Source organism: Nocardiopsis sp. NPDC057823 (genome assembly GCF_042797335.1).
Lineage (GTDB): Bacteria > Actinomycetota > Actinomycetes > Streptosporangiales > Streptosporangiaceae > Nocardiopsis > Nocardiopsis changdeensis.
Window position 1 is genome coordinate 329,643 of record NZ_JBHVLR010000004.1, and the last position, 23,545, is coordinate 353,187.

Genomic DNA, 23,545 nt, shown 5'->3' on the forward strand with positions numbered 1-23,545 from the left:
GCGCGGACGCGGGGGACGGGGGTCGGACCGGGGTCAGCGGCCGGTGCGCACCCCGGCGAGGAGCGCGGACCACTCGGTACGGCCGAAGGCCAGGTGCCCGGCCTCGCGGTTCTGGGTGTCGCGCACGTCGGCACCGGTCTCGTGCTCGCGCACCTCCACGCAGTTCGCCCCCGAAGACGAGTAGGACGACTTGTGCCAGAGTTCATTGCTCACAGTAGTTCTTCCAATACCTTTCGCGACTGGCCAGCGGGAAGCGCGGCACCGAGCGCCTGCTTCACCAGACCCTGCAAACGGGGGTATCCGTCGGAGTCTGCGTAGACGACGTTACCGTCCACGTGGTCGCTGGAAACAGCCGTTCCGCCGTCGTGCATGTGGAAGACGAGGAGCATGGACGTCACCCCGAGCAGGAGGGAGCCGGAGGGGACCAGGTGGACCCTCACCCGCCCCGTGTCGGTCAGCTCCACCAGGTGGCGCGCCTGCTCCACGCGCACCTCCTCGGGCACCAGTGTCAGCGCCGTCTCCGGGAACACGGCGACGACCTTGGGGTCGTTGGTGCTGCGGAGCTTCTCGTAGCGCCCGCACCGCAGCGCGACCAGTTCTTCCAGGTCGGCGCCGGTCTCGCTCAGCAGCCCTTCTTCGAAGATCAGCCGGGTGTACGAGGGCGACTGGAGGAGGCCGGGGACCAGCAGCGGCGAGACCAGCTCGATCAGGCGCGCGAGCTCTTCGAGCCGGCCCAGGTCGCGCATGTACGCCGGGAGGCCCGCGCCCTCCCTGTCACCGACCCACGCCTTCAACAGGGCGCCGTAGGCCTTGACCGCATCATCGAGGATCTGGACGTTGTCCCGTTGCGGCGTGGTCTTGCCCGCTTCCCACCGGGATACAGAAGCCGACGACGTACCCGCGCGCGCCGCGAGCTGCCTTTGTGTTAATCCTGCTAGTTCGCGTGCTTTGGCCAATCGTGCCGGGAATTGCTTTGCAGTCATGTTGCAAAGCCAATCAGAGCGCTACGGCCCCGACCATGTCTTTACGGGAATACTTATCTATCTGGTGGAGCGCGCCCCGCGCGACGACCCTGGGGACATGAACGACACCGCTCACACCCCCGTCGCCGATGACGGAACGGCGGCCCTCGCACTGCGCTCGGCGCTGCGCCGCCGGGGGATCGCCGCGGCGGACGGCGACCCGCCGGGCTCGGTACGCGCCGAACACGCCGGACGCCGGCTCACCGTCCGCCACGCGGACGGCCGGTGGTGGCGGCCGATGCCGGGCCGACCGCACGTCCTCTTCCCGGTCGCCCCCTCCGGCGGCGAGGAGGCCCTGGCCCGCGACCTTGCCGCCGAACTCCTGCGCCGCCTGTGAACGGCCGCACCGGACTCACCTGGGCCGAGTTCGCCCGCCTCGCCGCGCCCCGGACCCGGCCCGAGGACGCCGCGCCCCCGACCGCCGGGCCGCTCCCCCGGCGCACCTCCACGACCCGCACGCCCGTACACACCACCGAGAAGGAGAACACGATGCCCGAACCGACCACCGCCGCCCGCGAGCGCCGCACCGACCGGCCCGTCACCCGGGCCCAGCGGGAGCGGGCCGACGAACTCTTCGACCGGCTGTCCTCGCTGCTGCGCGACGCCGCCGACCCCACCGTCGACCCGGCGTCCGTCCTGCGCCGCGCCGACCGGGCGTTCGAGGCCCTCCACCGGTACCTGCGCGGCGGCGGCGCCCTGCCCACCCCCTGGCTCGACGCCCGCCGCTGACCCGCCGCGGACGCAGGGGTCCCGGCGGCGGGGCGGAGGCCGGGCGGTGGGACGGCGGGGCCGCCGGGCGGTGGGACCGCCGCACGGCGGCGCGGGGCCGGTGGGACCACCGCGTGCGCACCCCGTGCGGAACGTCCGTGCTCCGCACGGGACACGCCCTCGCTCCGCCGCCGGGCCACCGGGCGGTTCCGGTGCGCCCGGGGCGGGACCGGCGGATGGGCGTACGGCCGCGCCGGTGTCCGCTCCGCCCGGACGCCGGACCCCGGAGGGGCCCGCGGGCCGCCGCGTCCCCTCTTGCGCTGCGGGGCCGGTGGGCCCCGGCCGACGCGCCGGTGCGCCCTCCACCGCGCGGCGGGCCCGCTCACACCTCGCGGTGGTGCCCGTTCCCCTGCACCGCGGCACCCGCCCCGCAGCCGGCGTCGGCGACCGCCCCGAGGCCCGGCTCCCCGGCCGGGCCGGTGTCCGGCCCCGCACCAGGTCCGGCCCCGTCGGTCGCGCCCCCGTCACCGCGCTGCTCACGCAGCATCCGGTCCAGCCGCTCCACCTGCGCGCCTAGCTGCTCCAGCCGCGCCATGACCTGATCGTGCTGCACGGCCTCCAGCTCCTGGTCCTCCTCCCAGCGCACCTCGTTGACCTCCTGCTCCATGGAGGTCACGATGACGCCGATGACCAGGTTCAGCATGATGAACGCCGTGAGCACGATGTAGATCACGAAGAACATCCACCCCAGCGGGTGGTCTTCGAGGACGGCGTCCGACACGTCCGGCCAGTTCTCCGTGGTGAGCAGCAGGAACATCGTGTACAGCGACGTTCCCAGGTCGCCGAAGAACTCCGGCACGTCCTTGCCGAACAGCTGCTGGGCGATGATCGCCGCGGTGTAGATGGTCACCAGCAGCAGCCCGATGACCGTCCCCATGCCCGGCACGGAGCGGAACAGCGCCGTCATGATCATCCGCATCTGCGGGACCGCCGTGATGATCCGCAGGATCCGCAGCACCCGCAGGATGCGCAGCACGGAGAACGGGCCGGTCGCCGGGATCACCGAGATCGCCACGACCAGGAGGTCGAACCAGTTCCAGGGCGCGCGGAAGAAGTCCCCGCGCCAGGCGTAGAGCTTGAGCCCCATCTCGATGACGAAGACGCCGACGATCACGTGCTCGGCGACCAGAAGATAAGGAAGGGCGGAACCCCCATAAGTCGCCCAACCCAAAATCCCCGCATTGACCAGGATCACCAAAAGCATCACATTGGAGAACCACTGGCTCTCCACCACACGGGTGACCTGTTCCCTGCGCAATGTGCCGTTCCCCTCCGCAATTCCACCCCCGATTCGGACAGTGGCCACCCAGATATATCAAAAGCAACCGAACAACTCTTCGGCGCGTCCCCCGGCGGCGTTCGGCGCGTCGCCCCGGGCGGCCACCGCCCCGGCCGCCGCCCGCCGCCGACGGGGCCCGGGACCGACCAGGAAGGATACGGGGCGTTCCGTCGCAGGTCACCGAGGCCGCGCCCGCGGCCCCGTCCCGGCGGGGCGGCCCGGGCCACCGCCACGGCCGGTGCCCGGAGCCGGGCGGGCACGGCCGCGCGGCGCCACCGGTCCCGCACGGGCGCATACCGGCGCCGGGACGGTCACGGGCGGATGACGACCGGGGCGATTCACGGGTGCAACGCACCACATCGGTAATTCCGGCTGGAACACACTCGTCGCGTAAACCGGGCCGAAAAAGCGTCAACGGCGGGGAATCCGCGAGCCGGAGCGGAAGGAAGGCCCCCGGAGTCCGGTACGCCCGGACCCCTGTCGGGGTTCCTGCGAACGGGCGGCGCACTGGTATCTTCTCTGCTGGCCTCCGGCCCCCACCGTCCCCAGCCCCCTCGGCCGCACCGGTCCCGGGACCGCGCCCGGACCGGCCCGTCCCGCCCAGCGGGAGAGGGCCGCCGGAACCGCCGCGCGAACCGGAGTCCGGAACCCGGGATCCGACGGACCGCACCCGGACCCCGCCCCCGACCGAGGAAAGAGAGCCATGGCGGAGCTGAAGTACTTCACCGGAGCCATGAACTCGGGCAAGAGCACCATGGCCCTCCAGGAGCACCACTCCCGCGGCAGCGAGGGCGTGCTCTACACCCGCCAGGACCGCGCGGGCGCGGGCATCATCTCCTCCCGCCTGGGACTGGTGTCCCCGGCCGTCGAGGTGACCGACGACCTCGACCTCTACGACGACGTCGCCGACCGCAAGGCGCCGTACGTGATCTGCGACGAGGCCCAGTTCCTCTCACCCAAGCAGGTCGGCCAGCTGGCGGGCGTCGTGGACGGGATGCGGATCGACGTGTACTGCTACGGGATCCTCACCGACTTCCAGGGGCGGCTCTTCCCGGGCTCGCAGCGGCTCGTGGAGCTGGCGGACAAGATCGAGGTGCTGCCGGTGTCCGCGCGCTGCTGGTGCGGGGAGCGCGCCACCCACAACGCGCGCGTGGTGGACGGCGTCATGGTGTACGAGGGCGAACAGGTGCACATCGGCGGCAACGAGTCGTACGCGACCCTGTGCCGCCACCACTTCATGGCGGGCGTCGCCTGACCCTGGGCGGGGTCCGGGACCGGGGCCCGGGCCGGAGGGCGCGGGGGAGGCGGGGCGGTGCGGGCGCACGGGGCCTGCCCCGGGCCGCGTGTCCGGGACGCGGCGCCGGGCGGCGGGGGCGGGGGCGCGGGGCGCCGCGCGATCAGCCGACGTCCTCCAGGCACAGGGCGTTCCCGCCGAGCACGACGATCTGATCGCTCTCCGACACGTCCTCGCACCGGGAGCGCAGGCCCGAGGCACTCGTGGCGTCGGCCTCGTAGAGCTCCTCCCCCGGTCGGACGGCGAGCACCTCGTACCGGCTGTTCGCCGCCAGGCAGAAGACCTCGGTGTACACGGAGGACTCCGCCTCTTCGTAGACGGCCAGGCAGTCGCCCGCCTCGATGTCCGAGACACCGTCGTTCACCGCCTGGCCGACCCAGGCCGCGAACCCGAAGTGGTTGGCGTACAGCAGCAGGAAGACGACCGCGCAGCCCAGGGCCCACCACCAGCCGTTGCCGCCGTCCTCCTGGGGCTCCGGCGGCTTCTCCGGCTGCTTCTTCGGCGCGGCCGGCTTCGGGTCACGCTTCCCGGCGGACACCGCGTTCGAGGAGGTGCCCCACCTCTCCGCCCCCTTGGGAGGCTTCCAGGAGTCACCGGGTCCGCGGACGAACTCGAAGCTGCCCGACCACTCGTCCCACGTCCTGCTCGTGATCCCGTTCCGTGTGGAGGCGCGGTAGGACTCCCGCCCCGGGCGGACCGTGAAGGTGACACGGCCCCCGCTCTGGAGGGTGATCAGACCGGCGTGGACGGCGGCCAGGCCCACCGAGGAATCGTCGCTGTAGATGCCGTCGCCCCAGACGGAACCCGCGTTCTTCGTTCCTCCGGGCGGCAGGACGTAGGAGAAGGAGTGGTGGTCCCGGCCGCGGAACCGCTCGGCCGTGGCGTCCCAGCCGACCTTCTCCCCCTCACGCCCGAGGTCGTCGACCCGGCCGTGGAACGCGTCGGCCATGGCCTTGTAGTGGGTCTCCCGGCGGGTGTCGTGCCCCTCGGCCTCCGGCCGGCTCCCACCGCCCTTCTTCCCCTGCTTCGACCCCTCCCCCTTTCCCTGCTTGGTTCCCTTCCGCTGTTCCTCGGCGCCCTTCGACCCTCCCGGCTTCTCCTTCGCCCGGGTTCCGGACCGCGCGGCGGACCCCTCCTTCTTCCGATCCGGCTCCTGCGGCTCGGAGTCGACGAGGGTCATGAGCAGGGTCTTGTGCAGGGTGATGACCTCGGTGACCGACTCGGGCGGCCAGGCACCGCCCGCCCCGGGGACGTCCCCGGCGTCGGCCAGCGCTCGGAAGGCGCCCAGCACCTCGTCCGGGGTCGGCCGGTCCGCGGCCTCCTTGGCCAGGCAGCGTTCGACGGTCGGGGCGAAGCCGTCGGGCACCCCGCTCAGGTCCGGCTCCCCGTGCACGATCCGGTACGTCATCGCGTGGGCCGGGCCGTCACCGAAGGGGCCGCGGCCGGTGGAGGCGAAGACGAGGACGCACCCCAGCGAGAACACGTCGCCGGGCGGGCCGACCGCGTCCCCGAGGATCTGTTCGGGCGGCATGAACGCGGCCGTGCCCATGACGGTGCCGGTGCGGGTGTACGACGTGGCGTCCAGGGCCCGGGCGATGCCGAAGTCGATGAGCCGGGGGCCGTCCTCCCCGAGGATGATGTTCCCCGGCTTGATGTCCCGGTGGATCACGTCCCTGGCGTGCACCGCCTTGAGGGCTTCGGCCAGGCCCGCCCCGAGCACGGCCGCCGACGCGGCCGGCAGCGGACCGCTCCCGGCCACCGCCTGGTGGAGGGTGGGGCCAGGGAGGTAGGTGGTGGCCAGCCACGGCGGGTCCCCCTCGGTGTCGGCGGCGGCGATCTCGGCCCCGTAGAAGCCGCCCACCTTGCGCGCGGTCCTGACCTCGGTGGTGAAGCGCCGCCGGAACTCGGGGTCCGACGCCAGGTCGGGGCGGACGGTCTTGACCGCCACCACGCGGCCGCCGGGCGAGCGGCCGAGGTAGACCACTCCCATACCGCCGACGGCCAGGCGCCTGTGGAGGGTGAAATCGCCGATCCGGGCGGGGTCGCCGTCCTGGAGGGGGGTCGTCATGGCATCGCTTTCCGCGGGAGGCGTCCGTCGGGTCGGGTGGATCATGCCAGAGCCGTACCGCCGTGGACACGCTCCGTCCGCTTCCGGCCACACGGGCACGGCGTCCGGGGCCCTGCGCTAGGGCGGTGGGGGTTCCGGGGGGTAGGACGGCGGAGCGGCCGGGGTGGTTCGCGGGGCTGCGGGGAGCGGCTCGGCGGAGGCGGTTCGCGGGGCTCCGCGGCTGGAACGGCGGGGGTGGTTCGCGGGGCCGCGGGGCTCCGCGGGCGGAGCAGCGGGGCCGGACAGGGCGGGACGGGACGGCGGAGGCGGTTCGCAGGACTGCCCGGGACAGGACGGCGGAAACACGGGAGCGGTTCGGCAGGACTCCGGGGCAGGGCCGCGGAGTCGGAAGACCGCGGGGTCACAGGGTCGCGATCGGAGGCACGGTCAGGGCCGCGCCCCTGAGGGCGCCCGCGCGCACCCTGTGGAACACCAGGGGGCGGGGCGCGCCGAACCGGGGCTCTCCCCTGATGTGCCCCGGCCGGGGCCGCGACTAATTTCGATTCCGCGGCCACACCGGAATTCTCCACCCTCGCCCCGGCCCCGGCCCCTCCGGGCGGAAAGGGATTCCCCGGTGAGAGAACCGCGGAACCCTCCGTTCCCGGAATCCACCGGCCGCCGGACCGGCCCGGAACGCCCCGCCCCCGGGGTGTTCGGCACGTCGGCGGCCATGCCCTCGGCCCTGGTCGGCGGCGGCGCGGACCGGTTTCCGAGCCTTTCCCCCATCAGGCCGAACACGTCGGCCGGCGAATCCCGGAAGTTGGGAGTTGCAGGTGCGGACCAGGGATTCTCTGTATTTCCGGTATGCGTACAACGACCTCAGGAAGAACAAGGGCGTCGCCCTCGCGCTCACCGTCGTCCTCACCCTCAGCGCCTTCCTCATGGCCACCGGCGCGATGGTCATGGAGCGCACCGTCGGCGCGGTCGACCGCCTCTTCGAGCAGGCCGAACCCCCGCACTTCCTCCAGATGCACCGGGGCGACCACGACCCCGGGGCGCTGGCGCGGTTCGCCGCCGAGCAGCCCGGGATCGACGCCTGGCTCATCGAGGAGATGCTCGGCTACGACGGCGCCTCCCTCACCTGGCGGCGCCCCTCGACCGGCGAGACCGGCGACTTCGGCGACAGCCTGATCGACAACCTCTTCGTCACGCAGAACGAGGAGTTCGACTTCCTCCTTGACGGGACCGGGGCCGCCCCGCGTCCCGGACCGGGCGAGGTCTACGTCCCGGTGGCGTACCGGCAGCGGTTCGACCTCCGGGTCGGCGACGAGCTCGGGGTCGGCACGGACGGGGGCGTCCACCGGCTGCGCGTCCAGGGGTTCGTGCGCGACGCGCAGATGGCGTCGTCGCTGGCCTCGTCCACCCGCTTCCTGGTCTCCGAGGCCGACCACGCGGCGCTGGCGGCGGCCGGGGGCGGCGCCCCCGAGATCATCGTCGAGTACCGGCTGGCCGACCCGGCCGGGGCCGCCGACCTGCAACGGGCGTACGAGGCCGACGCGGACCTGCCCTCGAACGGGCAGGCGGTGACGTTCGCGATGATCCGCCTGCTCAACACCTTCGGCGACGGCCTGGTGGCGGCGGCGCTGGTGTTCGCGAGCCTGCTGCTCATCGCGATCTCCCTGCTCAACCTGCGCTTCGTCATCCGCGGGACGATGGAGGACCGGGTCCGGGAGATCGGCGCGATGAAGGCCATCGGCATACCGGCCCGGGAGGTGTCCCGGCTGTACCTGGCGAAGTACGGCCTCATGACGCTGCTCGCGTGCGCGATCGGCGGGGGCCTGGCCGTCCTCGCGCTGGAGCCGCTGACGCGGGGCGTGCGGATGAACTACGCCGAGCCGCCGCCGGGGCCCGCGACCGTCCTGGTGCCGCTGCTGGCGCTGGCGGCGGTGTACGTGTTCGTCCTGCTGGTCTGCCGGGGGGTCCTGCGCGGGGTCGGGCGGATCGAGGTCGTCAACGCGCTGGTGCACGGGAGCCTCCTCGACGAACGCGGGACCGCGCGCCGGGCCGCCCGCCGGGCCCGCCGGGTCCGGAGGTCCGCCCTCGCCCCCGAGGCCCCGGCAGCCCCTGGCACGACCGGCGTGGCCACAAGGCCCTCCGGGATCGCGCTCCCCGGCTTCGGTGTGAACGGCCGCCTTGTCCTGCTGGACCTGCGGGCCGAACTCGGGCAGTGGGCCCTGGTCCCCGCCGTGTTCTTCCTCGCCGCCGTCCTCATGACCCTGCCGACCAACCTGCTCAGCACGTTCGAGGACCCCCGGTTCGTCACCTACATGGGCGCCCCGCAGAGCGACCTGCGCGCCGACCTCCAGTTCTCCGACGACGTCGACGCCGTCCGCGCGGCCCTGCTCGCGGACATGCACCGCGACGAGCGGCTGACGGGTGTGCGCGCCTTCGCCACCGTGCCCTACCGGGTCCGGGGCGAGGAGGGCTGGGAGACACTGCGCGTCGAGGTGGGCGACCACTCCGGCGACACGGTCGAGTTCGTCGAGGGCGGGCCGCCGGGGGCCGGGGAGATCGCGCTGTCCGTGCTGAACGCGCAAGCGTTCGGGGTCTCGGCCGGGGACGGGCTGACCATCCGCCGCGGCGGGGCGGACGGCGGGTCCGGAGAGGGCGGGTCCGGAGAGCGCGGGTCCGGAGAGGGCGGGGAGCCGAGCGGGACCGCGACCCTCACCGTCAGCGGCGTCTACCAGGACGTCACCAGCGGCGGGTTCACCGCCAAGGCGCAGGGCGAGGTGACGTCCGGCGCCACCGGCTACGTGGTCTACGCGGACACGGTCGGCGTCACCGACCCGGCCGGCGTCGCCGCCGACTACGGCGAGCGCTTCCCCACCGCCTCCGTGGTCCCCATGCGGGAGTTCGTCCGGCAGACCCTGTCGCACGTGACCGGCACCCTGCACGAGATCGCCGTGCTGTCCGTGGTCTTCGGGGTGGGGGTGGCGGTGTTCATCACCAGCCTGTTCCTCGAACTGCGGCTGGCCCGGGACCGCCGCAAGACGGGCGTGCTGTCCGCGCTCGGCTTCTCGGCCCGCGAGATCGCCGCGCAGGTACGGGCCAAGACCCTCCTCGCGGTGGTCCTCGGCACCGTGGCGGGACTGGTCTTCGCGGCGACGGCCGGCGAGGCCGTCGTCGGGGCGCTGCTCGCTGCGGCGGGGCTGGGGATCGCGGACCTGGCGCTGCTGCCGGACCCACTGCTGGTCTACGCGGCCTACCCGCTGCTTCTGGTCGGCGCCGGATACCTCGGCGCCGTGTTCCTCACCGCGCGTCCGCGCGGTACCGACAAGAGTGCATGGCTCAGGAGCTGACAGGGATGACCGGAACACTCGAGACGCACAACGGCCACCCGGCGCTGGAATGCCGCGGGCTGACCAAGGCCTACCGCTCCACCGACCCGCCGACCAGGGTCCTCAACGGGATCGACCTGAGCGTGGACAGGGGCGAGTTCCTGGTGGTCATGGGGGCGTCGGGCTCGGGCAAGTCGACGCTGCTGTACAGCGTCAGCGGCATGGACCGGCCCACGGACGGGAGCGTGCGCCTGGAGGGGCGCGACCTGACCTCGCTGGACGACGCGGAGATGAGCCGCGTCCGGCTGACGAGGATGGGGTTCGTGTTCCAGCAGGCGTACTTCCTGGAGAACCTGAACATCCGGGACAACATCCTGCTGCCCGCCCTCAAGGCGGTGCCCCGGGGCGACCGGGCCGGCCGGGACGCCGCGATCGCCCGGGTGGACGCGCTCATGGAACGGTTCGGGATCGCGCACGTCCGGCGGCACGGCGTCACGGAGGTGTCGGGCGGGCAGTTGCAGCGGGCCTCGGTCTGCCGGGCGCTGGCGTGCGGGCCGTCGGTGCTGTTCGCCGACGAACCCACCGGCGCGCTGAACAGCGCCATGACGGCCGAGGTCATGGACACGCTCACCGACGTGCACCGGGAGGGCACGACCCTCGTCATGGTCACGCACGACCCGTCCTGCGCCGCCCGCGCCGACCGGGTGGTCTACCTCCGCGACGGCACCGTGGTGGACTCCCGCCGCCTGGGCCCGTGGAGCCCGGAGGAGGCGCAGCGGCGCGAGGACGACCTACTCGCCTGGCTCCGGGGATTGGGTTTCTAGGGGGTGGGGCGGGGGCGGGCGTCCGTGTCGGGTCAGGCCGGTGGCGTCGGGGTCGCGGGCTCGAACATGTCCGGCCGAGTGTCGAGGTGCCGGGTGAGGGTGCAGCGGACCGGCGCGAACCTGTGCTCGCGCCAGAAGGCGTCGCTGACGAGGTTGGCGGAGGCCCATTCGGCATCGCAGGCGCGCATACCGCGGGCGGCCGCCCGGGCGAGCACCTCCGAGAGCAGCGCGGTCCCGACGCCGCTCACTCCGGGATCAGAAGAAAGAAGCGGTTGTCCAACCTCTGCACCACATCCGCGGCCTGGCGCTGGAAGGCGTTCTTCGGAACGGCACCCGCGTTCGCGTCGGCACCGTCCCCGGCAAAGCCGAAGGTGTAGACGGCACTCCGCGTGCGCGAGACCACCAGGTAGTGGCTCTCCCCGGATTCGCTCACCCAGTAGAACGAACGCGACTCTCCGGCCCAGTCATGGTCATCGATCTCGACGGAATCGTTGCTTTCCTGCTCGGCCTGGGAGATCTCGCTCTCGAACACCTCGGCCGCCTGCTCATCAAGTCCCCCGCTCGGATCGAAAACGAGGGCTTGATAGGAGAAGTCCATTACCCACTGACTCGACTGGGAGTCGACTCCGTACGCCGGCTGTATCGAGAACGAGCACTCTCCCGACACCTCGCGCCGCTCACCCGTTTGGAAACCCTCGACCTGAGCATCATCCCTGTCAGCACTGGAAAGGGTTTCCCTGATGGTCACATCGGAGATGTTCGGAACGTAGTTCTCACATACGTTGAGGTCGCCCGCCGGGAGTTCGTCTCTGGGAGTTCCCGTCTGTTCGACTCCGGCCACTTGGTCCGCTTCTCCCGACACCCCGGTCGAGGTGGCCCGAAAAAAAGTACCCACGATAAGGACGAGAACACCGAAGACACCGAAGGCCGCCAGCGTTCCGCAGCCGAAAACCGCGAGTGCGGCCTTCCACCCGTGCAGCCCCTGCTTCTTGGGTGGTGCCTTCTCGTCAACCACGGCTGTCCTGCGCCTCCAACTGGGCCTTCACATCGGGGTGCTCGAGCGGACGGGTGAAACCCACGATCTCCGACCGATTGGGGTCATCGTACTCGCGCACCGCGATCGGTCCACAGTTGGTGCACCAGGCCTCCACCATCAGGCCGTCGCCGATCACCATTGCCATATGCCCGGGTCCCGGCGGTTCTCCCGCCCGGGTCACATCGAAGAACACCAGGTCACCCGGCTGCTCTTCACCCGCGGGAATCTCCGGTCCGAATTTCCACTGGTCCTGCGACACCCGCGGAATCGTGACGCCGATGCTCTCGTACGCCTTCATCGTGAGGCCCGAGCAGTCGAACCCGTCCGGCCCGGTCCCGCCCCAGATGTACGGCTTCCCCCGCTGCGCCAGCGCCCAGTCGACCACGGCCTGCGTCAGCTCGTCCGGGGCCCGCCCGATCGGCGCCCCCTGCTCGTCCAGCTCGCACAGCACCGCGGTCCGGATGGGGTCCGAGGTGTTGTAGTCGCCTTCGGCGTACCGGTCCGCCCACTCCAGCACGTCGTCCACGTACCACCAGGCGTGGTTGTAGCCGAAGATCGCCTGCCGCACGTCGTCTTCGATGCCGTGGGCGATCAGGTAGTCGGCGGCGGCCGGAATCGCGTCGGCGGGGTCGTAGACGTTGACGATCCCGTCGCCGTTACCGTCCACCCCGTACCCGTTCTCCGGCCGGTCCTCCACCGGCTGGATCGGCTCGCCGCCCCAGCTGTTCCCGGCAGCGGAACCGTCCAGGGAACCGAACTGCATCGGCCCGGCCGCGCCCCAGTCGTTGTGGCCCTCGGTGATCCCGGGACCCTCCCACCTGCCGTGGTGGGACTCCACCTGGCCGACCCCGGCGAGGATGTTCCACGGGATCCCCCGGTCCTCCCCCACCTCCTGGTACAGCTCCAGGTAGTTCTCCGGGATCGAGTCCATCGCGTACCCGCTCGCCCCGGGCTGCTCCGCGTCGGCGTTCGGCGTGCACACCAGCCCGCTGGCCATGAGGCTCGCCAGCTGGCTCCCGGTTCCGGTGATCACGGGGATGACGAACATCGCCACCATGATCAGCAGCGCCGCGCCGATCGCGACCCCGCCGCCGAGCCACCAGCGGACCGCCCCCCGGTCACCGGAAGCGCCGAAATAGGAGAGCATCGGATCACTCCTCCCCGAACTGCCCGACATCGGCGGGCTGGAAGTCGAAGACCCTCCAGGTCCGCCCCTCCTGGACCACGGTGATCGCGAACTCCCCGAGTTCCTCGTCGAACTCGCGGTTCGCCGTCTCGGTGATGGACTGCGCCGTCACCACGAAGGTGATCGAGCTGTCCCCGAACGTACGGATGGACTGCACCTCGGCGCGTCCCTCGGCGATCGCCTCGGCCTCCGCCATCTCCGTCCAGAAGGCGCCGGCCCGGGAGGACTCCGCCAGCACGTCGGCGTACTCGTCGGTCGCCAGGGCGCGCATCGAGTCGTAGTAGGCCTCGGGGGATCCGGTGTAGTCGATCGTCCCGTAGGCCTCGGCGAACGCCTTCGCGGTCGTCCCTGCCGTACGGAGCTCCTCCTCCGGGAAGGGGAACCACTCCAGCACGTCCACGTCGTCCGCCGCCGTGGTCGGCAGCGGGCTGGGCTCCACACTGGACAGGGCGTCGGGGGCCCCGGCGCTGCCGCCGTTCTCCCCCTGCGAGACCTCCGGTTCGGCCGGGGCCTCAGCGCCCCCTCCGCCCCCGAATCCGCCCGTGCTGAAATACACCCCGGCCCCGACCAGCACGACGATGAGTCCGATGAACACGAACCTCTGGGCACGCTCGGGGAGGGGGTTGGGCATCGTCAGGGGCCTTTTGTCGTCGTCGGTCGGGGGTCGTCGGTCAGTCGTCGTTCAACCAGAAGGGCACGTCGCGCTTCCGGTCCCTGCGGGGAGAGTTGGAGCTCTCTCCCCAGAAGGGGGTGATGGGAGCATTGTCGCCGCGCTTGCCGGAACCACTCAACCAGCCGCCCTCACCGTCGCCGCGCCGACGCTCCGGGGCGGGCGGTGCCGGGCGGCCCGGACGCTGCGGAGCCGGACGCTCCCGCCGCTCGCGCGGCGCCCCCCAGCGGGACCCCCGCGCGTCGAGGTTGCCCCTGGGCGGGGTGTCCTCGCGAGCGCCGAAGATGCCCCGGCCGGTGCTGGGCTCCGGCCGTTCCGCGCCGGCCGCACGGCCGAACCCGGCCGCGGCCGCGCCGTCGTCCCGCTGCTCGGAACGCCCGCCGGAGGCGGTGCCGAACACCGAAGCCCAACCGGTGTCACCGGCACCGGTGTAGCCGCCGCTGGGCCGCGGCGGGATCGCACCGCTGCGCCCGCCCAGGCTCGGCGCGTCGTCGGCGGTGCGCCGGGATCCGGCAGAACGAGGGCCGCCGTCCTGGCGGCTGACGTTGAGCGGCGGCGCGGCCCCGTTGTCCCGGACCCGGCCGTAGCCGCCGGTCCCCCGCACCCGGGTCGGTTCCGCGGCCTCGCCGACGGCCTCCTCCGCACCCCTGAGGTCGGCCGTCGCACCGGTACCGGCCGGGATGCCGGCGGCGGCCCCGGCGATGGCGGCGCTGTTGCGGCGCCCCCAGTTCTGTGCCTTGAGGTAGGCCACCGGCGGCAGGACCGTCGCGCTCCTGGAGAGGACCTGGCTGTTCGCCGCGTCCCCGACGACCCGGGAGGTGAAGGAGTTCGCGTTGACCGAGGAGAACAGGTAGGCGAAGGGCTTGCGGTAGATGAAGAGCGCCAGGGTGAACAGGGCCAGCAGGATCATCTGGAGGCCCCAGCCCAGGCTGGTGGACATGACCATGCCGTAGCACATGACCAGCAGGGAGATCAGAAGCACGACGAAGATCTGTTTGAGCAGGAACCCCACCATCAACTCGACCCAGCGCAGCAGGACCATGCGCCCGTAGCCCGGATGGATGCCGATCAGCAGGAAGACCGGGGACAACAGGAACAGGACCAGGAAGGCGATCTTCAGGACGATGAGGGCGACCGATCCGGCGAGGATCAGTCCTCCGGCGAAGATCGACGCGAACAGGGCCAAGGTCGCGACGCCCAGTCGGCTGCCCTGGTCCTCTCCCGAGAAAAGCGGATAGACACTGGGGTAGGTGGACTGGATATCCGACGCCACTCCCTGATAGGCCTCCTGCTTCTCCTCGACCAGCGTCGTGGCGTCGAGTTCGCCGTCACGAATCTGCTGCTGCTCGATACGGCTGATCCCCTGGGCCGCGATCAGGTCCATGGCATGGTCGATAGAGGCGTCCTCGGCGATGTCCCCATTACCGAACTGCCCCGCCACCCACGGCTGGCAGACCAGGCTCGACCACAGCATGTCCGCGTTCCGGCGAACCTGGAAGTCGGACTCCGACTCCCAGTCCGCCCTCTCCGGGGCCTCCGCCCCAGGCGGGCACGTCCCCGACCCTCCCCCGTAGGGGATCTGTCCGACCGTGCTCGTCACCAGCTGGCTGCCCGAGTTCACCAAGCTGCTCGCCAGCCCCATGACCTGCGCCGGGTTGACCATGATCCACAGCCCCAGCGCCGTCGCCCCGACCATCCAGACCGTCGACTCGATGGTGAGCGTCATCCGCTTCCGGATGAGCCCGTACCACCCCAGCCAGATCGCGCCCAGGATCACCACCGTCGGGATCAGCGGCCGCCAGATCCCCTCCCGGAGGGTGACCACGACGTTCTCGACCAGCTCGTTGAAACTGGCGAGCAGCCCGTCGGAGGTCGCCGCCTGGTACACGGTGATGGTCGACTGATTGATGGTCTTGGACAGGTCCCAGGCCGTGTTCGCCAGGGTGGCCTGAGGCCCGTTGGTGATCCCGTCGACGCACGACTCGGTGATCATGTGCCACTGCTGCCCGGCCGTCCCGTACTGCCCGTACATGCTGGCGTCGGGCGGGAGGCCGTCGGGTGCCCCCTCGATGGCCGACTGGGACTGCGGCGGCACCAGCAGGCCGTCGGAGCCGCTGCCCGCGGACTCCGGCAGCGGTGCCGGCTCGCCCGGGCACAGCGGGTTGGCCTGGGCCGAGGTGAGCGGTAGTACCAGGAGGCCGGCCAGCATGAGGAACGTGATCAGGAGGCGTCGCCATCCCCGCCGTCGGACGTTCTGATCCGTCATCTGCTGGCTCCTGCGTCGTCGGTCGGTGCCCTGGGGTCATGATGGCGGACAACCGTGAGGCCCGGTGCTCTCCCGATGGCCGGCGCACGCCGTCCCACCGGATGCGCGCGAACGCACACCGGTGTGCGGCCGTGCGCGGCCACAGGGCCCCCGGATGTCTTTACCCCATCCTCTATGGTGCTCCATCACCGGGTTCGCGTACGGGCACAACGCGATGGGTTTTCGGGTTCTCTATCCGACCACACCCGAACCGGGGGTGACAAAGGGTTCACATATCAATGTTTCCCCAGGTAGTGGACATCATCGGCCTTGCACAAGCGCGGAAAAACTCCCATCCGCAATTACCCCTCCAGCCACTCTCTATGATCGGCGTCACACCATCACCCGTGTCCAAAAGTGGACACTCGACGGGCAATCGGACTGGTACGCGGTGCCGACCTCGGCTTCTGCGGAAACCGCAGCCGGGTTTGTCGCAGGACCGAAAAGAAGTTCTCCAGAGAGGTCAACGCCCCGGGTCCCCCACGCATCACACAGGCAGCGCCGGCACTCCCCGCCCCACGACCCCCACCTCCCTCGCCGCCCCTGCCGGTCGGCGGTTCCCACCATCCCGATCCGCCTCCGCCGCCCGCCCCCGTCCGATGACCCGAGCATCCGCTCACCCCTTCGACGCCGCTCCGGGCGGAGAGGGAGACCGACCGTACGCCCCCGCCTTCCGACGGCGACGACCGCACACCACCCCCGGACACCGGCGGCACGGTGCCCCCGGGAGGCACAGCGGTTTCGGCAGGGTCGGACGGCACGGCAGGGCCGACAGGGCGACCGCCCGGCCCCGCCGACACAGGCCCCCGAGCGGCACGAGCGGCGCGGAGTCCGCGACCGAGAGGACCTACCAAGTGACCGATACGAGCGATGCGACCGGCCGGATCGGCGCGTCCGGGCCCGGCGGCGGCACCCGCCCCGACCCGCGCGACCGCCCCCGGAGCCCGGTCGTCACCGCCGTGGCCGGAGTGGTCGGGGTCGGCGCGGTGTTCCTTCTGGGGGGCATCCTCAATCTCTTCGCCCTCTTCGGCATCGGAGACCTCGACGGCGGCGGGTTCGACCCGGCGGTGTTCGCCCGCGGCACACTGCTCGTGGGGCTCCGCTTCTGCCTGCCGGTCATCCTCGTGCTGGCCGCGGTGCTGTGGTGGGCGCGCGTACGCCACCCCCTGGCCGCGACGGGTCTGCTGACCCTGATCGCGGTGGCGTGCACGGTGGCCTCCGCCGTTCAGGAGCTCTTGTTCCCGTTCGCCCCCGAAGGGCTGTGGTGGGCGACGGTCGGCTGCCTGCTCATCGGCGGCACCACCCTGGTGGCGCTGTTGCGCGGGCGCGGCCTGGCGTTCGCGGCGGGTCTGGCGGCGGTGCCGCTCCTGGCGTGGCCGCTGACGATGTGGGGGTGGCACTCGTACGTCCAGGCCCGGCACCTGGAGACGACCACCGCCGACCTGGAACGGTACCGGGACGGTCTGGACGGCGGCGGTCCCGGGTTCGTGCTGCTGGACACCCCGGAGTGGGAGCCCCTGAACGCGACGGTCTTCACCGAACCGGACCTGCACTCGATCCTCGTCTACGGGGAGCCGGAGGGGGAGCGGATGCTGGTCGTGCAGGGGACGGACCCGATGAACGGCGCGGGCGCCGACGACCCGCCGCGGGAGGGGTGCGACGACCCGGACGCGGAGTGCTTCGAGTACCCGGTGCCCGCGGCCCTCGGTGAGGGGACGGCGGTGCTGCGGATCCCGGGCCCGGACCGGACCGATGAGGACGACCGGATCCGGATGGAGGTGGACGGGGTCGTGGTCACCCTCGTCCACCGGGCGCACCGGGATCCGATGGAGACCCGCACCGGCCCGTTCCCGGACCCCGCCGCCGAGGAACTGGTGGGACTCCTGGACCGGTTGCGCCCGGCCGGACCGGACGACCTCAGGGCGCTCGCGGAGGCCGATACCCGTTCCCTGGAGGAGATCCACTGAGCGGGCGGGGGCACGGAGAGTCCACCCGCCCCGCTCGCCCCCGCCTGCCCCGAGCCTCCGAGCCGTCCCACCCGCCCCCATCGAGACCGGGTGTCGCTGCCCCGGGCGGCCCCCTCCGGGCCGGAGACTGGCCGCATGGCGGAGAGCACGGCGGTGGAGGACTCACGGCGGAGCGCCGCGCGCATCGTGGTGGCGGCACTCGTGCTGGCGGTCCCGGTCGTCAAGCTGGCCTGGACCCTCGGCGGCGGCTCGGCGGCCCGCGAGGCCCTGTACGCCATGGGGCCGAGCAACATCATGGAAGTGGCGATCGACCTGTTCCTGGCGGAACCGCTGCTGGCCGCGTCGCTGGCGGTCGTCGTCTCGCACATGAGCTACTCCTACTTCTCCGCCAGGGGCGGAGCCCTGCGCCACCTGCGCTCCCCGATCCCCCTGGCCGTCGGCTCCGCCATGGTCGTCCCGGTGGCCGTGGGCGTGGTGGTGGGCGCGATCAACGGGCCGGTGTGGGGAACGGCCACGGGCGCGCTCGCCGCCCTCCTGCGGCTGACGGTGTTCCTGGAGTACCGCACCGGCCGGCGTTCACCGGAGAGCGGGAAACGCACGGGTGAAGCCGTCGGCAGCCTCTGGCAGGGCGTCGCCGACGCCGGGCGGATCGCGGCTCTGGCGCTGACCGTCATCGTGCTGCCGCTGGTGGCGTTCGGCGTGGCGGTGAACGGGCACTCGTGGACGACCGTGATGTTCTGCGACGTCGACACGGGGAGCGGCACCGAGCGCGCCCGCGTGATCGAGCTGGGCCGCCAGGGGCACGGCATCACCGCGTGGAGCCTGGACGACCACCAGGTCGTGGTGGGCGAGAACTGCCTGCTCGATGAGGACGAGGTGATCCGCCCGCCCCTGTGGCGGAGCGTCTGACGTCCGCCGCGGCGACCGCACCGGAGGGGCGGGACGCAGGGCACTGGCGCTTGACTGCCCGTGGTCGTACGGCGACCGCACCGGAAGGGGCAGGTCCCCATGGAGCGCCGGTGTGGACCCTCGGCCGCGCTCCGCTCGGACCGTACGGGTTCCGGCGGGGACGGGACGGCCGCGCGGCCCGGATATCCCGGCCCGCATCGTCCCGGATCCCGCACCGCGCCGCCCCCGGCCCCACACGCCCACATCCCCACACGTCCACACCCCCCGACCGGCCACAACCCTTATCGGGCACACCCCTTGCCGGACACTCCCCTGACCGGCCACACCCCACCTCACCGACGGGAGGACACCGCCCCCAGGTGCTCCGCCAGGAACGCGGCCCAGGTGCGGGTGCCCCGGTCGGCGTCCGGGCCCGCCAGGTTCTCCCCCGCCCGGTACGCGCGCCCGGCCGCGCCGGGGATGCGCAGCGGCACCGTCGGGCGCCGGACGCCCCGCGCTTCCAGGTAGGTGCGCAGCAGGTCCGCCATCGGCAGCACCTCCGGCCCGGCCAGGTCCGCGACCCGGCCCGCGGGTCCGCCCGCCGCCAGAGCGGCGAGGCGTTCGGCGACGTCGCGGGCGTCCACCGACTCCCAGCGCAGGCCGGGGACGGGGACCAGCGGCGCCTTCGCCAGGGCCCGCACCGCGGTCAGCGCCAGGTCGTGGAACTGGGCGGCGCGCAGCACCGTCCAGGGCACCGCCGACTCCTGTACCGCCCGCTCCGCGCCCAGCTTCGCGCGGAAGTACCCCAGCGGGACCCTGTCGGCGGCGACCACCGAGATGAGCAGCAGGTGGCCCACCCCGGCGCGTTCGGCGGCCGCCACCAGGTTGCGGGTGGCGACGTCGTCGCCCTTGGGTCCGCCCGCCAGGTGCAGGACCGTGCCGACCCCCTCCAGGGCCGGGTCGATCCCCTCCCCGGTACGCAGGTCGGCCCGCACGTGGGCCAGGCCCTCGGGGGCGGGACGGGAGCCGCGGGTGAGCAGGCGGACCTCGTGGCCGGCCCCGCGCAGCAGCGGCACGACCAGGGAGCCGAGCGTTCCGGTACCCCCGGTGACGAGAACGGGTGCGTTCATGGTGGATTCTCCTCTGTGTCGGTGTGCGGTGGGCTCGGGCCCACCACCGGGTTCGTTGACGTGACCCGGGCGGAGAGGGGAACGTGACGGGAATGCGCGAACTTTTTTCCGCGGCGCAGCGGTTCGAGGAGCACCGGCCCCGGTTGCGGGCGGTCGCCTACCGGATCCTGGGGTCGGTGGGCGAGACCGACGACGCCGTCCAGGAGACCTGGCTGCGGCTGGAGCGCACCGGGATCGAGAACGTCGACGACCTGGGCGCGTGGACGACCACGGTGACGGCGCGGGTGTGCCTGAACATGCTGCGTTCACGCGAGCAGCGGCGCGAGGAGCCCCTGGAGGCCGGGCCGTGGGGCGCGGAGCGCCTGCCGGACCCGGTGGTGGGGCCGGCTGCGGCCGGGGACGACCCGGAGTCGGCGGCGCTGACCGCCGACTCGGTGGGGTGGGCTCTCATGGTGGTGGTCCAGGAGCTGAACCCGCTGGAGCGGGTGGCGTTCGTGCTGCACGACCTGTTCGCCGTGCCGTACACGGAGATCGGCCCGCTGGTGGAGCGCAGCGAGGACGCCGCCCGACAGCTGGCCAGCCGGGCGCGGCGGCGGGTGCGCGAGCAGGGGACGCGGGGCGCGGTCCCGGACGGGGACCCCGTGCGGCGGCGCCGGGTGGTGGACGCGTTCTTCGCCGCGGCGCGTGAGGGGGACATCGACGGGCTGCTGTCGGTGCTGCACCCGGATGCGGTGCTGCGCTCGGAGGGCGGCGTGCGCGGCCGGTACACGACCCGGATCACGGGGGCGGCGGACGTGGCGGGTCAGGCGGTCACGTTCCACCGGTTCGCGCCGTTCGTGCACCCGGCGACGGTCAACGGCGCCGAGGGCGTCGTGGTGGCGACGGGCGGCCGGGTGCTGTCGGTCATGGGGTTCGCGGTGGTCGGCGACCGGATCGCCGCCATCGACGTCCTGGCCGACCCGGACCGCCTGGAGGCCCTGGGGCTCACCCCGGACGCCCTCGGCATCCGAGAGGGGTAGCCCCGAGCGGAGACCGGCGGGGCGGGGTCGGGCGGGCGGGGCGGCGGCCGTCCGAGAGGAGGAATAGGCGAATCCGTTTCGGGGTCACCCTGCGTGAAGCACCGGGGGCGTCCGGGCGGGTTCCGTGGGGCGGGGAAAGGCACCGCCGAAAAGTGCGGGAACCGTGCCCCGCCGAGGCACCGGATAACCGGTGAACAGCAATGACTCCGTGTTCGACGACCGTTTCGAGCCGACCCGGCGACCCGCTGGACACGGGGCGGCGAAGGGGGTTCGACCGATGACCGTTACCGGTCGCCCTCCGTCGCCCCCGTGCGGGGAGAGGGCGGGATTTCACAGTGAGAATGCTTCGGAAAGTGTCGGTGACCACCGATAACTCCGGTGGCGGGTCCTTTCTCGGATAGATTGGCCTGCGCATCGTCCCCCGACCCCCAGAAGGGATGCACCCCTATGTCCACCCCCCGCTCCTCCGTCGGCCGGTACGAGCTGCGCGAGCGGCTCGGCGCGGGCGGGATGGGAACGGTGTGGCACGCCTGGGACCCCGCCCTCCAGCGCGACGTCGCCGTCAAGGAGGTCGTCCTCCCCGACGGCATGAGCCCCGAGGAACACGACGAGGCGCGGGAGCGCACCCTGCGGGAGGCCCAGGCCACCGCGCGGATCAGGAACGACGCCGTGGTGACGGTCCACGACGTGCTGGAGCACGACGGCAGCCCGTGGATCGTGATGGAGCTGCTCAGCGGGCACTCGCTCCAGGAGCACCTGGACCGGGACGGCCCCATGCCGGTGGCCCGGGTGGAGGAGGCCGCCCGGTCGCTGCTGGGCGGGCTGAGGGCGGCGCACGCGGCCGGGGTCACCCACCGGGACGTCAAGCCCGCCAACATCATGCTCACCGAGGACGGCCGGACGGTGCTGACCGACTTCGGCATCGCGAACGTCGACGGGAGCACCGCGCTGACCCAGACCGGCGTGTACATCGGCTCGCCCGAGTACATGGCGCCGGAGCGGTTCGAGGGCGAGCGGGCGCTGCCCGCGTCCGACCTGTGGAGCCTGGGCGTCACCCTCTACGCGCTGCTGGAGGGGCGTTCGCCGTTCAAGCGGGAGAGCATCACCGGGATCATCAGCGCGGTGCTGACGGCGCCGATGCCGCCGCGCCAGGTGGTCCCCGGCCGGGTGGACGAGGTGGCGGCGGCCCCGCTGCGGGCGCTGATCGAGGCGCTGCTGAACCGGGACGTGGCCTCGCGGCCGTCGGCGGCGCAGGCCGTCGAGCTGCTGGACCGGGCCAGGGAGGAAAGGGTCCGCGACGGGGGCACCACCCGGGTGACGGGGGTCCCCGGAGGGACTGGAGCGGCGACCGGGTCCGGATCCGAGAGCGGGGAAGGGCCCGGGAACGGCGAGGAGGCCGTGGACACGGGCGGAACCGCCGGGCCGGGTGGCGCGGGCGGGCCTGGCGGGGCCGCTGACTTTGGCGGTGCGGGTGCGCCCGATGGTGCGGGAGCACGCGGGGCCGTCGGAGTTCCCGGCGGAACCACTGACTTCGGTGGTGCAGGTGTTCCCGGTGGCACGAGTGCGCCGGGCGGTGCAGGTGTTGCCAGCGGTGCGGGTGCGCCTGGCGAAGCAGGTGTGCCCAGCTGGGCTGGCGTTCCCAACGGTGCGGGTGCGCCCTGCGGGGCCACCGGGCCGAACGGGGTTCCCGGGCACGGCGGCCCGGGCGGACCGGCGGGGAACGGGTCGGTGGCGGCGGGCGGAACCCCCGCCAGCGCCCCCGGCGGCGGGCCGGGTGCCGGTGCGGCGACGGGCCCGTACGCCCCGGCGTATCCGCCGCACACGGCCTCGGGTCCGCACGCCTCCCACGCCCCGCCGCACACCCCGTACAGCGCGCACGCCGCCTCCGGGCCGCAGGCGCCCCCCGCCGGGGCCGTCCCCCATGTCCCGAGCGGCCCGCAGAACCCCTACGCCCCCGGCGGCCCCCGGCCGCCGTACCCCGCCCGTCCTCCGCAGGCCGGTCCCCCTGGTCCGGGCGGACCGCAGGCGCCCGCGGCGGGCGGCACCGGCGGGAACCCCGCCCCATTCGACCCCGGAGGCCCGCGGCCGCAGCCCGGTCCCTTCCCCAACACCGGTCCCGGCCCCGGCTTCGGGCCCGGCGGCGACCCCGCCCACGCGGGCCACACCGGTTTCGGGGTCCGGCCGACCGGACCGCACCCCGCCCACGGCCCCGGCCACCGGCCTGACGGGCCCGTGCCGGTCCCGCCCATCAGCCCCCTCGGTCCCCCGGCCCCAGGGGCCCAGGTCGACAAGACCACCGCGGCGCGCGGCTTCGTGCGCGGGGTGGGCCACAGCGGCCTCCCGGGACCCGCCCCCGCCGCGGGCGCCCCGGCGCCCAAGCCCTCGCCGTCGGTGATCGCGGCGTGCGCGATGCTCGGTCTCAACGCCCTCTACCTGCTGGTCCTGGCCCTGCTGTCACTGGGCGGCTCCGGCTCCGGGACCGCCTTCACCGGGTGGGACGGGCCGGTCGTGCTCGCCCTGTGGGGCGGGTTCTCGGCGGCCGCGGTGGTGGGCCTGCTGCTGCGCTCGCGGGTGGTGTACGGGCTGGTGGTGCTGTTGCAGACCGTGGTGTCGGTGGTGCTGGTCTTCACCATGTTCAGCGTTGTCGTCTACGCGCGCGGGGACCTGCCGTACTACCTGGTGCTGCTGCTGTTCAACGCCCTGATCGGCGCCCTGCTGCTGATCCCTCCCAAGGCCCGGGCGTACTTCCGGCTGGGCGCGGCGTTCGGCTGA

19 protein-coding genes are annotated in these 23,545 nt (G+C 72.8%); 9 read left to right on the forward strand and 10 right to left on the reverse strand.

Annotated elements, in window-relative coordinates:
- Positions 1-33: 33 nt before the first annotated feature.
- Together ACFVNO_RS10165 and ACFVNO_RS10170 are read right to left on the reverse strand one after the other, a co-directional pair.
- The gene (locus ACFVNO_RS10165; RefSeq protein ID WP_378891229.1) at positions 34-213 is read right to left on the reverse strand and encodes a DUF397 domain-containing protein; all 180 of its coding nucleotides are present in this window, start codon (positions 211-213) and stop codon (positions 34-36) included.
- Positions 210-983 carry a Scr1 family TA system antitoxin-like transcriptional regulator gene (locus ACFVNO_RS10170; RefSeq protein WP_378891232.1) on the reverse strand — a complete coding sequence of 258 codons (774 nt, stop codon included), beginning with the start codon at positions 981-983 and terminating at the stop codon, positions 210-212. Before ACFVNO_RS10170 ends, ACFVNO_RS10165 begins: the two co-directional genes overlap by 4 nt.
- Positions 984-1,080: 97 nt before the next feature.
- Between ACFVNO_RS10170 and ACFVNO_RS10175 the strand changes: the two genes are divergently transcribed.
- Both ACFVNO_RS10175 and ACFVNO_RS10180 read left to right on the forward strand, forming a co-directional pair.
- Complete coding sequence (locus ACFVNO_RS10175; RefSeq protein WP_355258468.1) at positions 1,081-1,359, forward strand: hypothetical protein; 279 nt, start codon at positions 1,081-1,083, stop codon at positions 1,357-1,359.
- The gene (locus ACFVNO_RS10180) at positions 1,356-1,751 is read left to right on the forward strand and encodes a hypothetical protein (protein ID WP_355258471.1); all 396 of its coding nucleotides are present in this window, start codon (positions 1,356-1,358) and stop codon (positions 1,749-1,751) included. The genes ACFVNO_RS10175 and ACFVNO_RS10180 overlap by 4 nt, the downstream gene beginning before the upstream one ends.
- A gap of 361 nt (positions 1,752-2,112) precedes the next feature.
- On the opposite strand, the gene ACFVNO_RS10185 is transcribed toward ACFVNO_RS10180, so the two are convergent.
- The gene (locus ACFVNO_RS10185) at positions 2,113-3,048 is read right to left on the reverse strand and encodes an ion transporter (RefSeq protein ID WP_355258474.1); all 936 of its coding nucleotides are present in this window, start codon (positions 3,046-3,048) and stop codon (positions 2,113-2,115) included.
- A gap of 724 nt (positions 3,049-3,772) precedes the next feature.
- Between ACFVNO_RS10185 and ACFVNO_RS10190 the strand changes: the two genes are divergently transcribed.
- A complete protein-coding gene (locus tag ACFVNO_RS10190) occupies positions 3,773-4,324 on the forward strand; it encodes a thymidine kinase (RefSeq protein ID WP_220563177.1) in 552 nt (183 codons plus the stop codon).
- 142 nt (positions 4,325-4,466) lie between these two features.
- Here ACFVNO_RS10190 and ACFVNO_RS10195 read toward each other — a convergent pair whose 3' ends face one another.
- Complete coding sequence (locus ACFVNO_RS10195; protein ID WP_378891238.1) at positions 4,467-6,431, reverse strand: LCCL domain-containing protein; 1,965 nt, start codon at positions 6,429-6,431, stop codon at positions 4,467-4,469.
- An 812-nt stretch (positions 6,432-7,243) separates the two neighbouring features.
- Between ACFVNO_RS10195 and ACFVNO_RS10200 the strand changes: the two genes are divergently transcribed.
- Both ACFVNO_RS10200 and ACFVNO_RS10205 read left to right on the forward strand, forming a co-directional pair.
- Complete coding sequence (locus ACFVNO_RS10200) at positions 7,244-9,769, forward strand: FtsX-like permease family protein (protein WP_378891241.1); 2,526 nt, start codon at positions 7,244-7,246, stop codon at positions 9,767-9,769.
- Between the two features lie 5 nt (positions 9,770-9,774).
- Positions 9,775-10,572: an ABC transporter ATP-binding protein gene (locus ACFVNO_RS10205; RefSeq protein WP_378891244.1), complete on the forward strand. Its 798-nt coding sequence runs from the start codon at positions 9,775-9,777 to the stop codon at positions 10,570-10,572.
- Positions 10,573-10,604: 32 nt separating this feature from the next.
- On the opposite strand, the gene ACFVNO_RS10210 is transcribed toward ACFVNO_RS10205, so the two are convergent.
- Genes ACFVNO_RS10210 through ACFVNO_RS10230 form a run of 5 tightly spaced genes read right to left on the reverse strand, consistent with a single transcriptional unit; the run spans position 10,605 to position 15,730 of the window.
- A complete protein-coding gene (locus tag ACFVNO_RS10210) occupies positions 10,605-10,820 on the reverse strand; it encodes a hypothetical protein (RefSeq protein ID WP_378891247.1) in 216 nt (71 codons plus the stop codon).
- Positions 10,817-11,587 carry a hypothetical protein gene (locus ACFVNO_RS10215; protein ID WP_378891250.1) on the reverse strand — a complete coding sequence of 257 codons (771 nt, stop codon included), beginning with the start codon at positions 11,585-11,587 and terminating at the stop codon, positions 10,817-10,819. Before ACFVNO_RS10215 ends, ACFVNO_RS10210 begins: the two co-directional genes overlap by 4 nt.
- Positions 11,580-12,755 (reverse strand): C40 family peptidase, encoded by a 1,176-nt coding sequence (locus tag ACFVNO_RS10220; RefSeq protein WP_355258489.1) that lies wholly within the window; start codon positions 12,753-12,755, stop codon positions 11,580-11,582. Before ACFVNO_RS10220 ends, ACFVNO_RS10215 begins: the two co-directional genes overlap by 8 nt.
- Before the next feature lie 4 nt (positions 12,756-12,759).
- On the reverse strand, positions 12,760-13,425 hold the full coding sequence (locus ACFVNO_RS10225; RefSeq protein WP_355258492.1) for a hypothetical protein: 666 nt from the start codon (positions 13,423-13,425) through the stop codon (positions 12,760-12,762).
- Positions 13,426-13,465: 40 nt separating this feature from the next.
- Positions 13,466-15,730: a type IV secretion system protein gene (locus tag ACFVNO_RS10230; RefSeq protein WP_378891254.1), complete on the reverse strand. Its 2,265-nt coding sequence runs from the start codon at positions 15,728-15,730 to the stop codon at positions 13,466-13,468.
- An 893-nt stretch (positions 15,731-16,623) separates the two neighbouring features.
- On the opposite strand from ACFVNO_RS10230, the gene ACFVNO_RS10235 reads away from it, so the two are divergent.
- Positions 16,624-17,736, forward strand: a complete 1,113-nt coding sequence (locus ACFVNO_RS10235) for a hypothetical protein (protein WP_378891257.1) — start codon at positions 16,624-16,626, stop codon at positions 17,734-17,736.
- 135 nt (positions 17,737-17,871) lie between these two features.
- Positions 17,872-18,645 carry a hypothetical protein gene (locus ACFVNO_RS10240; RefSeq protein ID WP_355258501.1) on the forward strand — a complete coding sequence of 258 codons (774 nt, stop codon included), beginning with the start codon at positions 17,872-17,874 and terminating at the stop codon, positions 18,643-18,645.
- 332 nt (positions 18,646-18,977) lie between these two features.
- Here the strand turns inward: ACFVNO_RS10240 and ACFVNO_RS10245 are convergent, their stop codons facing one another.
- On the reverse strand, positions 18,978-19,754 hold the full coding sequence (locus tag ACFVNO_RS10245; protein ID WP_378891260.1) for an SDR family oxidoreductase: 777 nt from the start codon (positions 19,752-19,754) through the stop codon (positions 18,978-18,980).
- A gap of 92 nt (positions 19,755-19,846) precedes the next feature.
- Between ACFVNO_RS10245 and ACFVNO_RS10250 the strand changes: the two genes are divergently transcribed.
- A complete protein-coding gene (locus ACFVNO_RS10250) occupies positions 19,847-20,773 on the forward strand; it encodes a sigma-70 family RNA polymerase sigma factor (protein ID WP_378891264.1) in 927 nt (308 codons plus the stop codon).
- Positions 20,774-21,220: 447 nt separating this feature from the next.
- Positions 21,221-23,545, forward strand: coding sequence for a serine/threonine-protein kinase (locus ACFVNO_RS10255; RefSeq protein ID WP_378891267.1), 2,325 nt, complete (start codon positions 21,221-21,223; stop codon positions 23,543-23,545).

What these genes read in the sequence shown, in the direction of transcription:
- ACFVNO_RS10245 (WP_378891260.1), bottom strand. Translation starts at nt 19,754, where the DNA reads ATGAACGCACCCGTTCTCGTCACCGGGGGTACCGGAACGCTCGGCTCC.
- ACFVNO_RS10190 (WP_220563177.1), top strand. Translation starts at nt 3,773, where the DNA reads ATGGCGGAGCTGAAGTACTTCACCGGAGCCATGAACTCGGGCAAGAGC.
- ACFVNO_RS10175 (WP_355258468.1), top strand. Translation starts at nt 1,081, where the DNA reads ATGAACGACACCGCTCACACCCCCGTCGCCGATGACGGAACGGCGGCC.
- ACFVNO_RS10205 (WP_378891244.1), top strand. Translation starts at nt 9,775, where the DNA reads ATGACCGGAACACTCGAGACGCACAACGGCCACCCGGCGCTGGAATGC.
- ACFVNO_RS10255 (WP_378891267.1), top strand. Translation starts at nt 21,221, where the DNA reads ATGTCCACCCCCCGCTCCTCCGTCGGCCGGTACGAGCTGCGCGAGCGG.
- ACFVNO_RS10225 (WP_355258492.1), bottom strand. Translation starts at nt 13,425, where the DNA reads ATGCCCAACCCCCTCCCCGAGCGTGCCCAGAGGTTCGTGTTCATCGGA.
- ACFVNO_RS10230 (WP_378891254.1), bottom strand. Translation starts at nt 15,730, where the DNA reads ATGACGGATCAGAACGTCCGACGGCGGGGATGGCGACGCCTCCTGATC.
- ACFVNO_RS10250 (WP_378891264.1), top strand. Translation starts at nt 19,847, where the DNA reads ATGCGCGAACTTTTTTCCGCGGCGCAGCGGTTCGAGGAGCACCGGCCC.
- ACFVNO_RS10195 (WP_378891238.1), bottom strand. Translation starts at nt 6,431, where the DNA reads ATGACGACCCCCCTCCAGGACGGCGACCCCGCCCGGATCGGCGATTTC.
- ACFVNO_RS10240 (WP_355258501.1), top strand. Translation starts at nt 17,872, where the DNA reads ATGGCGGAGAGCACGGCGGTGGAGGACTCACGGCGGAGCGCCGCGCGC.
- ACFVNO_RS10220 (WP_355258489.1), bottom strand. Translation starts at nt 12,755, where the DNA reads ATGCTCTCCTATTTCGGCGCTTCCGGTGACCGGGGGGCGGTCCGCTGG.
- ACFVNO_RS10170 (WP_378891232.1), bottom strand. Translation starts at nt 983, where the DNA reads ATGACTGCAAAGCAATTCCCGGCACGATTGGCCAAAGCACGCGAACTA.